The organism is Paenibacillus sp. BR1-192, from assembly GCF_029542445.1.
GTDB classification, from domain to species: domain Bacteria; phylum Bacillota; class Bacilli; order Paenibacillales; family Paenibacillaceae; genus Paenibacillus_AQ; species Paenibacillus_AQ lautus_A.
Genome location: NZ_CP120718.1, coordinates 1,606,769 through 1,621,441, shown reverse-complemented (window position 1 = coordinate 1,621,441; position 14,673 = coordinate 1,606,769). Strand labels below are relative to the sequence as shown.

The following is a 14,673-nucleotide window of genomic DNA, read 5'->3' as shown; positions in this document are numbered from 1 at the left end:
ATCATCCCGGGCTTCCCTATGCATTCCTTTTTTTCACTTTCTCCACTGGATCGCTCCATTTGAATATTTTATTCATTCCACGGTACACGCGCTTCGACTCCTTGGCCAATAAGGGCCCAAGAATCGCGAGAATCAGGACATAGAGTGCCGAGAATGGTTTCAGCATCGCGGACAGTCCGCCGGCAAGTCCCAGATTCGCAACGATAATCGTGAACTCCCCGCGCGCCATAATAGTCAAGCCGATGTTAAGCGACGATTTATGCGATAGTCCGGCCTTGCGTCCCGCTATCATGCCTGCGACCAGGTTGCCGATTATGGTCAGTACCACGGCGCCAAGAGCCAGCCATAACGCATTCCCCAGCGTGGTCGGATCGATGCCGAGACCGAAGCTGAAGAAGAAGATCGCTCCAAAGAAATCACGGAAAGGTATGACCAGCTGCTCGATCCGTTCGCTATGATCCGTCTCCGATAAAGCCAGTCCGAACAGCAGCGCGCCGATCGCTTCGGCTACGTGCAGCGTCTCCGAAAACCCGGCAATAAAGAACATCGACGAGAACACTACGATAATGAAAATCTCGCTGGACGTAATATTCAGCAATTTGTTAAGTATGGGTGGACCTTTTCTCGCAATAACAAAGAACAACAGCATGTAACCTATGGAAATGCAAACCGAGAGGATCGTTGCCCCTATCGATGTAGCCCCGCCTAACAGCAGTCCCGACATAATCGATAAGAACACGGCAAGGAAAATATCATCGAACAAAATCATGCCGAGTATGAGTTCCGTCTCCGCATTCCCCGTGCGCCGCAGATCCACAAGCACCTTAGCGACGATGGCGCTGGAGGAAACCGACAGCATCCCTGCAATGATCAGCGTCTCGTACAGAGGCATGTTGATCACGAAACCGTAAGCCACACCCAGCACGAAGTTCAATACTACATATACGGTTCCGCCTACCACAATGTTTCGTCCGGACTTGATCAATTTTTGAACCGAAAATTCAAGACCAAGGTAAAAGAGCAGGAATAGAATACCGATCTGTCCCAGAAAATCGATGATCCCCTGGCTCTCAATGAACTTAAAGTCAAGAATCCCTATCGTTGGTGCATGCGGACCGACAAGCATCCCGAGCACAATCAAGAACGGTATGATCGAGAACTTGAGCTTTCCAGCAATTACGGAGGCTATAGCAACCAGAATCAGAGCAGTTCCAACCTCAAACATCATATGGTCCATAGAAGACCTCCTCCTCCTCAAATTTGACTTCTGGCAATCATTACTATTATACATAAAAATGCATACATTTACAAAGGAACTGCAATATATTTGCTTGATTGCCTTTTATGCAGGAAATGGCATCATTTAAAAACAGGCTTATTTTTATTAGCGATTTCATTGTTTCCAAAAAATATAAAATCTATCCACAATCGCATTCAAGCTTCATTAAATGAATAAATATACATTTTAATGCATACAATACCAGGTAAAAAAATCCATTATTTTTAAGCGGCATATTCACCTTCTTCCTGTTTTTCGTTTTTCTTCTGCGCACGCAAAAAAAGCCCCGCGGCTGCAACCGCGGGGTTTTGCTTCTTCTTTGTACTATTTAAACCAGCCTTTTTCCTTGAAACGCGTGATCGCTTCGATCCGGTTGCTGACGCCAAGCTTATCGAGAATAACGGAAATGTAATTACGCACGGTTCCCGTGGTAATGAACAGCTGATTGGCAATTTCCTTCGTATTCTTGCCGTCCGCGATGAGGCCCAGCACTTCCTTTTCCCGCTCCGTCAGCGGATTCTCTTCACCGGAATACGCTTCATCCACCAGCTCGGAGGCGTAGATTCGCCTGCCTGCCATAATGCTGCGAATGGACGCGGCCAGCTCCTCGCTCGGGCTGTCCTTAAGCAGGTAAGCGTTGGCGCCCGCTTTCACGGCACGTTCGAAATACCCGGGCCGGGCAAAGGTCGTTAAGATCATCACCTTGCAGCCATAACCCTTGATCTCCTCGGCGGCTTCAAGCCCGTTCATGATCGGCATCTCAATATCCATGATGCAGATATCCGGCATATGAAGTTTGACAAGCTGTACGGCATCCTTGCCGTTGCCCGCCGTCCCGACCACCTGCATATCCTCTTCCAGATCCAGCAGTGAGGCCAAGGCTCCAAGCAGCAGCCGCTGATCTTCGGCAATGACGATTCGGATCATATTCCCGCCTCCTTATCCGGCATTCTGAGCACATTAGGGACTCGAAGGACAAGCGTAGTCCCCTCGCCTGAAGCAAACTCCATGCTTCCGTTCACGAATTCAAGCCGCTCTCTCATTCCCCGCAGCCCGTTGCCGCGGTTTTTCGCGTCCGTCACGAACCCGGTCCCATTGTCCTTCACCCTGGCAATCAGATCCGTTTCCGTGGATTCGATCACAATGGAGCAGGCCGTGGCATTGCTGTGCTTCACGATGTTATTCACTGCCTCTTTCAGGCACATGCTGATCACATTTTCGTTCATCAACGATAGATTCTCCGGCTCCAGCGTACCCTCAAAGGTCAACTCGATCTGCGCCGCCTTCAGGATTTGCCGAATACGGAAGATTTCATCCGCAAGCCGGGTCCCCCGCATCCGCGTCACCATCTCGCGCACTTCCTTCAGTGCGGTTCGGGCCGTCTGACGGACATCGTTGATCTCGGCTTGGGCCCTTTCCATATCCTGCTTCATCAACTTGCCGGCCAAATCGCTTTTGAGGCCGATAAGAGACAGCTTTTGCCCCAGCGTATCATGCAAATCCCGGGCAATGCGCTGGCGTTCCTCCAGCTTCACCAATTCCGAAATCCGTTTGTTGGCATCCTCCAGCTGGCCCTGCAGCTGATCGTTCTTATTCCGGTTATAATTTGTCACCGGGAGCAGAATAACCCCTACCACACTCACAAGCACGAATGGCAGCTGCGTGATGAAGAACGGATTCCGCGTTAACAATCCATAGTTCACCGTAATAATGGTCGTAACCAGATGAATGGAGTACAGCGTAATAAATCCGGCCTTATTCTTGATGTTCCCGATGAAGAAGGCGAGGAACAGCGAGAAATAGATATATCCGAATACCACGGACATCGCAATCGATATCAGAATTTGCAGACTCGTCCAGAAATAGACGAGCCATCCTTTGGACAGAAATGACAACACATAAAAAGCGAAGAACATCACGATCATCAGAACGCCGATCACGATCTGATAGGTCGAGGTCGACCGGAAGATGAAATAGAACGGAAGGATGTAGAAGACGACCCATACGTAAGGGCTCAGTCCCGTGCTTTTATGAAAGATCTGATACCATTTCTGCATGGAGTCCCACCTTCTGTCGGTTCAAGCTTAAATCCATTTACTAGCCTTAGCGAATCCGTGCTCTAATATAGCATCATGACTCAGCGGCCTATTCGCCCTGCACCCTGGGTCTTGGGCTCGCCAGCTTCTTCTCCGCCTTCGTCAATGCCGGCTCCTGCGGCTTACGAAGCGACTGACGCGCTTCCTTAAAGGTGACGAACACCTTTTTCTCTTCATCCCACAGACGGAAACGAATGGATTTCAAACTGGTCTTCAGCGTAATCGTTGTTGCCTTCTGCAGCGGAGGAGCGGCTTCATGCGCCTTCTCCAGGTTATAGTTAGGCACCTTCGGGCTTAAATGGTGGACATGATGGAAGCCGATGTTGCCCGTGATCCATTGCAGAAGCTTCGGAAGTTTGTAATAAGAGCTGCCTTCTACGGCTGCATTGATATAACTCCACTCTTCATCATGCTCGTAATACGTTTCCTCGAATTGGTGCTGCACATAGAACAACCAAATGCCAAGCATCCCGGAAACCATGAAGATCGGAGCCTGAACGAGCAAAAATGCCTGCCATCCGATCGCCCAGCACAGCAAGGCATACAGCGCTACAATCGAAATATTGGTTATATAGTTACTGATTTTCTCCTTGCGTCTCGCACCTTTGCGGTTGAAACGATAGGATATCAGAAATATGGCGATGGGACCCAGACCGAACATCACGATCGGGTTACGGTACACGCGGTAGTACAGACGCTCCCAAAAGGAGGCCGCACCATATTCTTCAACGGTCAATACCCACATATCGCCGATTCCCCGCTTATCGAGATTGCTGCTCGTCGCGTGATGGATCGCGTGGGTGTTCTTCCACTGCTCGTAAGGGCACAGCGTAAGCACGCCCGTAATTGTGCCGAGAATTTGATTCGCCTTGCGGCTTTTGAAGAAAGATCCATGACAGCAATCATGGAATATGATAAACGTCCGGACAACAAACCCCGAAGCAATCACGGCTATGGGAATGGTAAGCCAGTACGATACCGATAAGCTTAAATAGGCTGCATACCATAGCAGTATCAAGGGAACCAGTGTATTGAAAAGCTGACCTATACTCGCCTTTGTGTCAATTTCTTCATAAGGGGCAACGTTCTTTTTCAAGCTGGACAATTTGTTATCGGGTTTAGCCATAGTTGTCTTCCTCCTCGAAATGAAGCGCAAGGACGTCATCAAGCTATCACGCACTTGTCTAACTTAAGTATAGATAGAATGTCATGCGCGTCGTAGTCATAAACGTCATTTCGGGAGTATGACAAATATCATATATCGGTGCGGGAATCCGCCGGGAACCGCAGTCCGATCTGGCTTCTGGCTTCCTGCATAATTTCGGCCGTAATGAGCGAGTTGGCATGGGTGTTGATTGAACTTTCCCGTTCGCCGCACCGGATCAAATCGATAAATTCCCGGGCTTCGTAATACATCGATTCATGCGTTTGCAGCTGGGTCACGTTCTCGATGGTGCCGTCTCTGTAACGGATCTTCACATCGTACGGCTGATTGATTTTGTCGATGATCATCGTGCCGTTCTCGCCCTGAATTTCGGTTGGAGCGTAGGAATCGCTGATTTTGGAATGCATGATGACGGCATCCATCTCGGGATAGGACAACAGAAGACTGCCTTCGCCGTCCACCCCGGAAGACAGCATGTAGCCGGAAGCCTTCACCGTGTCCGGTTTTCCGAACAGGGTCACCATCGGGTACAGGCAATAGATCCCCAAATCCATCAAAGAACCGTTGGAATATTCAGAGTTGAACGCATTCAGCACCGTCCCCTGCTTGAACGCGTCATAACGGGAGGAATATTGGCAATAGCTCGAAAAATAACGCCGTATCGGGCCCAGCTTGTACAGGTTGTCCCGGACGGTCTTGAAGTTCGGCATCAGCGTCGACTTCAACGCTTCCATCAACAGAACGTCATTGTTCTTCGCAGCTTCGATCATTGCGGCCACTTCAACCGCGTTGGAAGCCATCGGCTTCTCGCAGAGGACGTGTTTCCCATGGTTCATGCATAATATCGCCTGGTCCACGTGATAGGAATTCGGACTCGCAATGTATACCGCATCAATTTCGTCATCCTGCACCATCGCCTCAAGATCGGTGTAGACCTTGGGATCCGCGTACTTAGCCGCAAAAGCCCTGCCCTTCTCTTCCGTACGGGAGTATACGGCAGCTAGAATAAATTCTTCCGTCTCCAGTGCCGACTGGAGAAACCTCTCGGTGATCCAGTTTGTGCCGATAATGGCAAAACGGATGTTCATCCCTTATCCCTTCCCTTCATGGTTTATCCTGATTGATCTTTATCGTTGGCTTACATCCATCCTTCAAAAGCCGAAATACGTTCGCGTGCCGAATCCGGAATCGGCGTGCTCTTGCCTGAAGCGGTCTCGATGAGCACGATGGTTCCGCGGCCGGCTGCCTTCAAGGCGCCGTCCACCACGATCGCATATTGAATGTCCATGGAGGAGCGTCCGATCTCAGCCACCCGCACATGAAGCCTAAGCGGGTCCTTCAGATACATTTGCGCCAAATACTGGCACTCCAGATCCGCAACAACCGACACCTTTTGATCGCCGAACAGCTCGTCGGTCAATCCCAGATTCTCGAAATATTCAATGCGTCCCTGCTCAAAATACATGAAATAACTGACGTTATTGACATGACCCAGCATATCCGTTTCGCAATACCTAATCTTTATCGGAATTTCAAAGTGAAACGTGTCCAGCCAGGACTTGGGATCCGGTTGTATGAAGGTTGTTTTTTTCATGATGAGTCCCCTTTCTCTTTATAGGAGGGAAATGTATGTACAATGCTAAACCAGTCTTCTACAGGATAATGAATACCCGCTGCGTCCGTCAACTAAATAACCAAATGATGGATATCTTGCCGGATTCGCCCTTAGAATAAGTCTTTGAATTCATTTCCCTCCCATAGGTTGCCACCCATAGAACCGATCCATGAAAAAAACCATCCGCCCCCGATCAGGATCACGGGAGGGATGGTCTCGATAGTATGAATGGAACTAGCTGGGTCAAAGCACGTGTCGCTTCGTCATCAATGTCTCTTCTTATAGTAGGTTAAGGCCAGCGCCAACGCCAGCACCGAGCCCTTGACGATATCCATCGCATAATACGGCACGGACAGCATGATCAGACCGTTTTGCAATATACCGATCAACACAGCGCCGACAAAGGTCCCGAGCGCGTTCGGCTTGCCGGCTCCGAATACGGAGTATCCGATGAAGGTCGCGGCAACGGCATCCATGAGATAGGGCCCGCCGGAGTTGACCTCGGCCGTCATGACGCGAGCCCCGAGGATAATCCCGCCGATGGCGGCAAACAATGCGGAGACCAGATAAGCGATCAGACGGTATTTACTCACCGGGATCCCGGATAAAGCCGCCGCTTCGCGGTTGCCCCCGATCATGTACATGTACCGTCCGTGTTTCGTATAGGTCAGGAACAGATGGACCACGAGGACCACGAGAACCATAATGATAATGATCCATGGCACCTGCCCGATCTTCTCGAACAGCGCCGGAATTTTACCGGTGGCAAAGTCCCCGCTCGGCATGATCATATTCTGGGAGATGGTAGCGCCCCGGGTATACGTCAGGGCAACGCCCTGGAAGATAAACATCGTCGCCAGGGTCATCAGCATGTCGTCGATCTTGAAATTGATGACCAGAAACGCGTTGATCAGCCCGACGGCCAGGCAGAACAGCAGCGTGAGGCCGATGCCGATGCCGATGTTTTGCCCGTGCCAGACGAACATGGATATGACCAGCGCGTTTGCCAGGGAGGCCGTCGAGCCGACGGACAGGTCAAAGCCGCCAACGGCGAGCGATACGGTCAGTCCTACGGCAATGATCGTCACGATCGAGATCGAACGGAGAATGTTAATAATGTTGCTTGTATTCAAAAAGTTGTCGGCAACGGTCCCGAATACGAGAATAAGAACGAATACCGTAATCAACGTGCCGTATTTATACAGAAAATCGAATGCGAAGCTAGCCGCCGGCTTCTCCTTAACAGGTCTTGCTGTATTCATGTCAACCCGCCTCCTGTGCAGTAAAGCAATAATTCCTCTTCATTCGTTGACCGCGTTGTCAGCTCCTTCGTGATGCGGCCGTCATACATCACATACACCCGGTCCGTGATGCCCACGATTTCCGACAGCTCGCTTGTAGCGTACAGCACGCATTTCCCTCGCTTGGCCAGCTCGGCCACCAGTTTAAAAATATCCCGCTTCGCGCCAACGTCTACGCCCTTGGTCGGCTCATCGAAAATATACACGTCCGCGTCGGCCAGCAGCCATTTGCCGATCGCCACCTTCTGCTGGTTGCCCCCGGACAGGTTTCTCACCCGCGCTCTCTCGCTCGGAGTTTTGATCCCGAGCGACTCGATCATCTCTCTCGCCGCCTGTTTCTCCCTGCCAAAGCTTAGCCAGGAACCCCATTTGGAAAATTGGGACAGCACCGCGGCCGTTAAATTGACGGACACCGGCTCTTCCACGAACACGCCTTCCCGGCGGCGCTCCTCGGGTACGAGCGCAATGCCGTTCCGCACGGCATCATGCGGCGAGCGGATGCGCAGCTTTTTTCCATCCAGTATCATCTCGCCGGTTGACGTGCCGGAAGCCCCGAATACCGCCCGGCACAGCTCGGTTTTCCCGGCCCCGACAAGGCCTGCCAAACCGACGATCTCCCCTTGGCGAAGGAACAGATCAACGCCGTTGATTTTGCCCGGGTCGTACATGCCTTTTACCTCTAACCGCGCAGGACCGATGTCTCGCTCGATATGGGGAAACTGCTGATCCATCTTGGAGCCCAGCATGTATTCCACCACTTTCGGCTGATCGATATTCGCGATGCGGTCGCTCTTCACCAGCAAACCGTCCCGCATGATCGTAATGTCATCGCAGATTTCGTACAGCTCCGGCAGCCGGTGCGATATGAAAATAATGCCGACTCCGTCCTGCTTCAGCTTGCGCACCAGCTTGAACAGCTGCTCCGTCTCGCTATGGCTGAGCGGCGCGGTCGGCTCGTCCAGCACCAGAATGCGGCACTGTTTGGAAACGGCTCTGGCGATCAGCACCATCTGCTTCTCCGCCAGCGTCAGCTCCGAAATCAGCTTTTTGACCGGGACCCGGATATTCATCCGCGCAAGAATCGATTCGGCTTCCCGATGGAGCTCCTTCCAACGGATCAAGTGCCGTTTGCCCATATCGTGAACCGTCCGGTCGAGCATGATGTTCTCGCCGACCGTCAGGTTCGGAATGAGCGCGGTATCCACCTCTTGATAGACGATCTGAATGCCCAGGTCCTTTGCTTCCTTCGGTGAGCGGATGTCCGCCCTGCTTCCGTCGATCCAGATCTCGCCCTCGTAATGGGTATACGCTCCCGATAGAATCTTCATTAAGGTAGACTTTCCCGCGCCATTCGCACCGATCAACGCATGAGCCGTTCCCGCAGTCGTCTGAAAGTCAACATCGGTCAACGCCTTAACGCCTGGAAAAGAGATCGATATGCGCTTCATTTGAAGTAAGGGTGCCGCTCCCGAAATATCGGTCGAGCTGGCAGTTGTTGGCTCCATCACGCTTCGCAAGTGTATTCTTCCCTTCAAATAGGATAGGGCGCCCCTATCGATGACCGACAAGAGCGCCTGTATGAATATTGCTGTTTATTTGCCGCCTGCTTCTTTCAATGCCTTCATCCAGTCCTCTTCGAATTCCGTGCTTGTTCCCCAGCTCGGGATAATATCGGCCAAATTAACCATGTTGACCGCTTCAGTAGCACCCTCAAGGCCGGAGCGCTCGATCAATACAGGCTCCAGATTATACGTAGCAGGCGTTTCCTCGCCTGCAATCTTCTTAGCCAGCAAACGAACGTTGATGGCGCCGATCATCTTCGGATCTACGGCTGCGGTAGCCACCCAAGGGCTGTCCGGTTTCTGGATCAGCTCCAGGTCCGCGTTGGATACGTCGATGCCGTAAATCTTAACCTCGCTGCGTCCCGCTTCCTCCAGCGCTCTGGCAGCGCCGATGGCGAATGCATCCCAGGTTGCGAAGATTGCATCGATTTCGCCCTTCGGATATTTCGTCAGGATAGCGGATACCGCATTTTGCGTTTCCAAGGAAGTCTGGTCACTTGCTACGCCGAAACGCTCCACTTCCTTGATGCCCGGGTTGTTCTTCAGCGTTTCCTGGTATACGGCATTACGACGCACCATCGGCGGGAATCCGTCTACCCAGAGGTAAACGATGTTGGCCTCCGGCCCTTGCTCTTCAATCAGCTTGTCCAACGCCAGCTTTGCGAGCTGCTCGTCATCCTGCGATGTCTGGGTTACCCCTGCAATGTCACCGATCTCCGGCAAGGAGTCGAAGGTGACGACCGGAATTCCCTTTTCGGTAATCTTCTTCACGTCCTGAACCGATGCAGGATCGTCGCCATGCGATATGATAAATCCATCGTAGTCGCTGTCAATGGCTTGCGCGATCGCGTCATGGAATTTAGCGGAGTCTCCATTCGCCGAGAAGGTATCCACCTTAAACCCGAGAGCCTCGCCTTCCTGCTTCGCCCCAGCCAAAAATTGAGCCGTGTGGTCATCGCCTCCGATTTTCCGAACGACCATCAATTTCACCGGATCCTTCTCGGCAATGCCTGCCGGCAGGTTCTCGACCTTGTCCGCCAGATTGCCCGACGCGCTGCCGCCGCCGCTGCCCGATTCGGCGCATCCGGTCAATACGATCACAAACGCCAGCGCCAGCGCCGATAATTTCCTTACATGTTTCATGGCTTTCATGTTCTCTCTCCCCCTGTTTTCCGTAAAAAAGACGAATATTAATTAATACAAGTAATCCTATAGGATTTAAAAGGAGGCGTCAACCATTATTTTTTCGCTTTAATGCATTACACCACATACGCAAAAAAAATGAAAGTGATTTCTAACATTTCTAATTGTATCGGCAGCCATGAACCCATATTTCATACCTATAGCTATTCTCATTGAAAAAAAGAGATCGGGCACGACATTCGCGCCCGATCTCTTTCCATTAGGAGCACGGATTCCGTGCATCCAGCGTTTGTTGCTTCCAGCTTCAGCTCTAAGACCAACCGTAAAGCGTTACCCTAGAGAAACGCCCATCGTTTCGAGCCATGCCTTCGCGATCAGGCCGTGTCCGGCCGGTGACGGATGCACGCCGTCCGGCGCCCAGAAGGCAGCTTCGCGCCGCACCGACGCCGCTGCGAACAATCCGTCCAGCGGCACCAGGAGGGCACCGTATTCCACCGCCAATTCGCGGACCGCCGTGATTTTCGGATCCAGATCCTCGCGCCAGGCTCTCCGATCCTCCGGATGAGGCAGCACGAACGGTTCGACCAGAATCAGCTTGGCGTCCAGCGCTTCTTTCGTCCGTTCGATCAATTTGCGGTACCCGGCTTTATAATCCTCGGTGCTTGTCGGGTCCCCGCTATCATATCGGCGCCAAGTGTCGTTGATTCCGATATAGATGGATACCCAGTCCGGCTTCAGGTCCAGGCAATCCTCCTGCCATCTGTTATTCAAGTCGACGACCCGGTTTCCGCTGATCCCTCTATTCAAAAAGGTAACGTTCAACTCAGGAAATTTCATGCCGAACAACGAGTCGATCAATAGCGGGTAGCCGTTCCCCAAGCTGCCGGAAAAGTTGCGGTCGCGACCGCAATCCGTAATGCTGTCCCCTTGAAATAATACGACATCCCCTTGCTGCAAACGATTCATTCCACTTCCTCCTCATCGGTATGTTGCTATTGTGCGTACACTTGGAAATTCGTAGGCTCATGTATCGTGAGAACGCTTCCTAACATTTAAATATTTGCCGTGCAGGGCTCAATTCCTTTTTATGAGCACTGCAAATCGCCAATTCGGATCGATTTTTTTGGATAAAAAAACCTGCCCCGACTCCGGGTCAGGACAGGTTCTATTATTCAATTAGGCTCCGGTCGGCATGGCCACCCAGTGGCCTTCCGATACTTCCACAAGCTCGGAATGCTCCAGATTATATTTATCCTCTCCGGTGCGTTCTTCCAGCAGGACCCGTTTCTTCTTGGATTCGATCTTCGGATCGGGCACCGGAATCGCCGCGAGCAAGGACTTCGTATAATCATGCTGCGGATTGGAGTAGAGCTCCTCGCTTTCCGCGAGTTCGACGATCTTGCCCATATACATAACGGCAACGCGGTCGCTGATATGCTTCACCATCGACAGGTCGTGGGCAATGAACAGATAGGTCAAGCCCAGACGGTGCTGAAGCTCCTCCAGCAGCTTCACGATCTGCGATTGGATCGACACGTCGAGCGCGGAGAGCGGCTCATCGCACACGATGAATTTCGGCTCTACCGCCAGCGCCCGCGCAATCCCGATCCGTTGGCGCTGGCCGCCGGAGAACTCGTGCGGGTAGCGCGTCGCATAAGCCGGATCCAGTCCGACCATATCCAGCAGCTCCTCGACCCGCTTCTTCCGCTCCTGCTTGCTGCCGGTTAACTTATGGACATCCAGCGCTTCGCCGATAATGTCCACGACCTTCAATCTGGGATTCAGCGAAGCATACGGATCCTGGAAGATCATCTGCATATGGCGCCGCATGGCCTTCATTTCCGAAGGGGAGAGGCGATTCACGGACATCCCTTGATACAGCACTTCTCCGCCCGTCGGCTGATGAAGTCGAAGGATGGCTCGTCCCGTCGTTGATTTTCCGCTGCCGGATTCGCCGACGACCCCGAGGGTCTCCCCCGCCTGAATATGAAAGCTGATATCATTCACCGCTTTAAGCACATTCCCTTTGCCCATATCAAAATACTGCTTCAGGGATTTCACCTCTAACAGCGGTCCTTTGTAATCCGTGCTTGGCACGATGATCGGCGCCGGCTTCGCTTTCTTCTTCTCGTCGAGGCGCGGTAGCGCGTTTAACAGCTTCAAGGTATAGGGATGCTGAGGATTCTCGAAGATCTCCTCCGTCGTTCCCGTCTCCACGATCACGCCGTCTTTCATCACGGCCACGCGGTCGCACATGCCCGCCACAACGCCGAGATCGTGCGTGATCAATATAATGGAGGAACCGAAGCGCTCCTGCATATTTTTCATCAGATTGAGGATTTGGGCCTGAATCGTTACGTCAAGCGCCGTCGTCGGCTCGTCCGCAATCAGCAGCGCAGGTCGGCACGCCAGGGCGATGGCGATCATCACCCGCTGCCGCATGCCGCCCGAGAACTCGTGCGGGTATTGATTATACCGCGCTTCGCTGTTCGGGATGCCGACCAGCTTGAGCATGTCAAGCGCCTGCTGCTTCGCTTCCTGCTTGGACAGCTTCTGGTGTTTGACCAGACTTTCCGATATTTGTTCCCCGATGCGGATGGTCGGGTTCAACGAGGTCATCGGGTCTTGAAAAATCATCCCGATATCGCGTCCCCGGATGCTCTCCATCTCCTTCTCGGTTTTCTCGGCCAGGTTCTGGCCAAGGAACAGGATCTCTCCATCCTTCATATAAGAAGGCGGGGAAGGCAGCAGCCGCATGATCGAGCGTGCCGTGACGCTTTTGCCGCTCCCGGATTCTCCGACGATACCGAGAGTCTCCCCTTTCCTCACTTCAAAGCTGACCCCACGCACCGCGTGAAATTCTGAATCACGGGATTGAAAGGCCACGCTCAAATTTTTAACCTGCAATATCGGTTCCAACTCTGCTCACCTGCCATTATGCTTATGTCATTAAAGTAATATACTCTACAACTCTTATAATCTATTGACTTTTAAAATAGGCTAAAATAAAATATACTATATCACTCGGAATAATGCAATTTGAAACAAGGAGGAAAGGCACCTTATGGGGGGGACAGAAGCAGCAAGACCAAACAGACTCATAAGTTCGATAAGCAGCACATACAGTAAGATCCTTCTGAATCCTTCTTATAGATACTTACTATTATTATTGGGAGCGCCCGTGAATCTCGTGGTCTTCCTATTTTATTTGGTCCAGAGAAAGAAGGATGACTACGCGGCGGCTGAGAACCGCATACGCAGCGAGATGCTGGCCGCCGGATATCTGGAGGCCCTTCGCTCCGAGATGATGGAGCAGCAGAAACGCAAGCATGAGTTTTTCAAGCAAAAGATCAGCGAGGCTCAGCTCAAGCAGGAAGTCGACAAGATCGCAGAGGCAAGGTTCCGTGAAGTCCTCAAGGATCGGACCGCCAAGGACCTGAAGCTGAACAATCGCAAACGGCTGACTCTGGCCGATACGTTCGGTTCTCTCATCGAGAACCCGTTGTTCTTCATTATATCACTTATTCCGGGCTTGCTGATGTACATCCTTATTTTTTTGTACAGCAATCCCTATCTGAAATATATTTTGGAGAGACTCGTGATGACGGTATTCGTTATCTTTGGCGTAGCGGTTCTCGTCTTTACGATTCTTCACTTGTCGCCGTTTAACCCCGCGGCCAACATATTGGGCGAGACGGCAACGCCGGAACAGATCGCGGCTTTCAACAAAATGCACGGACTCGATCAGGGCTATCTGACGCAGCTGTGGAACAACATTAAAGGCATCGCCTATTTCGATCTCGGCAAATCCTTCTCGGGCAACGAAGAGATTACCTCCAGCATCGCCAGAAAGTTTCCGATCACGCTGACGCTTACGGTCATTTCGTTGATCATCGCGATTGCGATCGCATTGCCGATCGGGATTATCTCGGCCACGAGACCGAATTCGTTCTTTGACTATACGTTTATGTTCATCGCGCTGATCGGGCTGTCCATTCCGAACTTCTGGCAGGGACTGATCTTCATCCTGAATTTCTCGATCAAGCTGCAGTGGCTGCCCGCCACCTTCAATCCGGAGAACTGGCTGTCCATGATCATGCCGGTGATCGTGCTCGGGACGGGACTTACCGCTTCGGTGGCCCGAATGACGCGCTCCTCCACGCTGGAAGTCATTAATGAAGATTATATGATCACAGCCAGAGCGAAGGGGCTGGGCAAGCGCACCATTCTGATGAAGCATGCTGTCCGCAATGCCATCATTCCGATCATTACCGTCATCGGGCTTCAGTTCGGCGGGATGCTCGGCGGTTCCGCCGTTACGGAGAAGGTATTCAACATCAGCGGTATCGGCAGCTACATCGTGGATAAACAATTTATCCCTGACATCCCGGCCATCATGGGCGGCGTGGTTTACACCGCCATCACCATATCGCTGGTGAACGTCATCATCGATATCTTGTACGCATTCTTCGATCCACGGATCAGGTCCAAGATGAAACAATACTAAAGCAG

The 14,673-nt window shown here is 51.9% G+C and carries 12 protein-coding genes; 1 reads left to right on the top strand and 11 read right to left on the bottom strand.

What is annotated here, in order from left to right:
* Positions 1–16: 16 nt before the first annotated feature.
* The 11 genes from P0X86_RS06880 to P0X86_RS06830 form a co-directional block, all read right to left on the bottom strand.
* Positions 17–1,237, bottom strand: coding sequence for a cation:proton antiporter (locus P0X86_RS06880; protein WP_009589754.1), 1,221 nt, complete (start codon positions 1,235–1,237; stop codon positions 17–19).
* A 366-nt stretch (positions 1,238–1,603) separates the two neighbouring features.
* Positions 1,604–2,206, bottom strand: coding sequence for a response regulator transcription factor (locus P0X86_RS06875; RefSeq protein ID WP_012819369.1), 603 nt, complete (start codon positions 2,204–2,206; stop codon positions 1,604–1,606).
* Positions 2,203–3,336, bottom strand: coding sequence for a sensor histidine kinase (locus tag P0X86_RS06870; protein ID WP_096775198.1), 1,134 nt, complete (start codon positions 3,334–3,336; stop codon positions 2,203–2,205). The genes P0X86_RS06875 and P0X86_RS06870 overlap by 4 nt, the downstream gene beginning before the upstream one ends.
* Positions 3,337–3,424: 88 nt before the next feature.
* Positions 3,425–4,501 (bottom strand): Delta(5) desaturase DesA, encoded by a 1,077-nt coding sequence (gene desA, locus P0X86_RS06865; protein WP_277748184.1) that lies wholly within the window; start codon positions 4,499–4,501, stop codon positions 3,425–3,427.
* A gap of 128 nt (positions 4,502–4,629) precedes the next feature.
* Complete coding sequence (locus P0X86_RS06860) at positions 4,630–5,628, bottom strand: Gfo/Idh/MocA family protein (protein ID WP_277748183.1); 999 nt, start codon at positions 5,626–5,628, stop codon at positions 4,630–4,632.
* A gap of 50 nt (positions 5,629–5,678) precedes the next feature.
* On the bottom strand, positions 5,679–6,134 hold the full coding sequence (locus tag P0X86_RS06855) for an acyl-CoA thioesterase (protein ID WP_036662299.1): 456 nt from the start codon (positions 6,132–6,134) through the stop codon (positions 5,679–5,681).
* Positions 6,135–6,421: 287 nt separating this feature from the next.
* Positions 6,422–7,417 carry an ABC transporter permease gene (locus P0X86_RS06850; RefSeq protein ID WP_012819364.1) on the bottom strand — a complete coding sequence of 332 codons (996 nt, stop codon included), beginning with the start codon at positions 7,415–7,417 and terminating at the stop codon, positions 6,422–6,424.
* Positions 7,414–8,904 (bottom strand): sugar ABC transporter ATP-binding protein, encoded by a 1,491-nt coding sequence (locus tag P0X86_RS06845; protein WP_277749006.1) that lies wholly within the window; start codon positions 8,902–8,904, stop codon positions 7,414–7,416. Before P0X86_RS06845 ends, P0X86_RS06850 begins: the two co-directional genes overlap by 4 nt.
* A gap of 144 nt (positions 8,905–9,048) precedes the next feature.
* The gene (locus P0X86_RS06840; RefSeq protein ID WP_012819362.1) at positions 9,049–10,170 is read right to left on the bottom strand and encodes a sugar ABC transporter substrate-binding protein; all 1,122 of its coding nucleotides are present in this window, start codon (positions 10,168–10,170) and stop codon (positions 9,049–9,051) included.
* A 321-nt stretch (positions 10,171–10,491) separates the two neighbouring features.
* On the bottom strand, positions 10,492–11,127 hold the full coding sequence (locus tag P0X86_RS06835; protein WP_009589707.1) for an SGNH/GDSL hydrolase family protein: 636 nt from the start codon (positions 11,125–11,127) through the stop codon (positions 10,492–10,494).
* A gap of 210 nt (positions 11,128–11,337) precedes the next feature.
* Positions 11,338–13,080 carry an ABC transporter ATP-binding protein gene (locus tag P0X86_RS06830; protein ID WP_213580438.1) on the bottom strand — a complete coding sequence of 581 codons (1,743 nt, stop codon included), beginning with the start codon at positions 13,078–13,080 and terminating at the stop codon, positions 11,338–11,340.
* A gap of 145 nt (positions 13,081–13,225) precedes the next feature.
* Here P0X86_RS06830 and P0X86_RS06825 point away from each other — a divergent pair, with 145 nt between their 5' ends.
* A complete protein-coding gene (locus P0X86_RS06825) occupies positions 13,226–14,668 on the top strand; it encodes an ABC transporter permease (protein ID WP_277748182.1) in 1,443 nt (480 codons plus the stop codon).
* Positions 14,669–14,673: the final 5 nt, after the last annotated feature.

Bases quoted from the DNA above. Each gene is read 5' to 3' on its own strand.
- P0X86_RS06850 (WP_012819364.1), bottom strand. From the start codon at position 7,417: ATGAATACAGCAAGACCTGTTAAGGAGAAGCCGGCGGCTAGCTTCGCA.
- P0X86_RS06855 (WP_036662299.1), bottom strand. From the start codon at position 6,134: ATGAAAAAAACAACCTTCATACAACCGGATCCCAAGTCCTGGCTGGAC.
- P0X86_RS06845 (WP_277749006.1), bottom strand. From the start codon at position 8,904: ATGAAGCGCATATCGATCTCTTTTCCAGGCGTTAAGGCGTTGACCGAT.
- P0X86_RS06870 (WP_096775198.1), bottom strand. From the start codon at position 3,336: ATGCAGAAATGGTATCAGATCTTTCATAAAAGCACGGGACTGAGCCCT.
- P0X86_RS06835 (WP_009589707.1), bottom strand. From the start codon at position 11,127: ATGAATCGTTTGCAGCAAGGGGATGTCGTATTATTTCAAGGGGACAGC.
- P0X86_RS06840 (WP_012819362.1), bottom strand. From the start codon at position 10,170: ATGAAAGCCATGAAACATGTAAGGAAATTATCGGCGCTGGCGCTGGCG.
- P0X86_RS06880 (WP_009589754.1), bottom strand. From the start codon at position 1,237: ATGGACCATATGATGTTTGAGGTTGGAACTGCTCTGATTCTGGTTGCT.
- P0X86_RS06875 (WP_012819369.1), bottom strand. From the start codon at position 2,206: ATGATCCGAATCGTCATTGCCGAAGATCAGCGGCTGCTGCTTGGAGCC.
- P0X86_RS06860 (WP_277748183.1), bottom strand. From the start codon at position 5,628: ATGAACATCCGTTTTGCCATTATCGGCACAAACTGGATCACCGAGAGG.
- P0X86_RS06825 (WP_277748182.1), top strand. From the start codon at position 13,226: ATGGGGGGGACAGAAGCAGCAAGACCAAACAGACTCATAAGTTCGATA.
- desA (WP_277748184.1), bottom strand. From the start codon at position 4,501: ATGGCTAAACCCGATAACAAATTGTCCAGCTTGAAAAAGAACGTTGCC.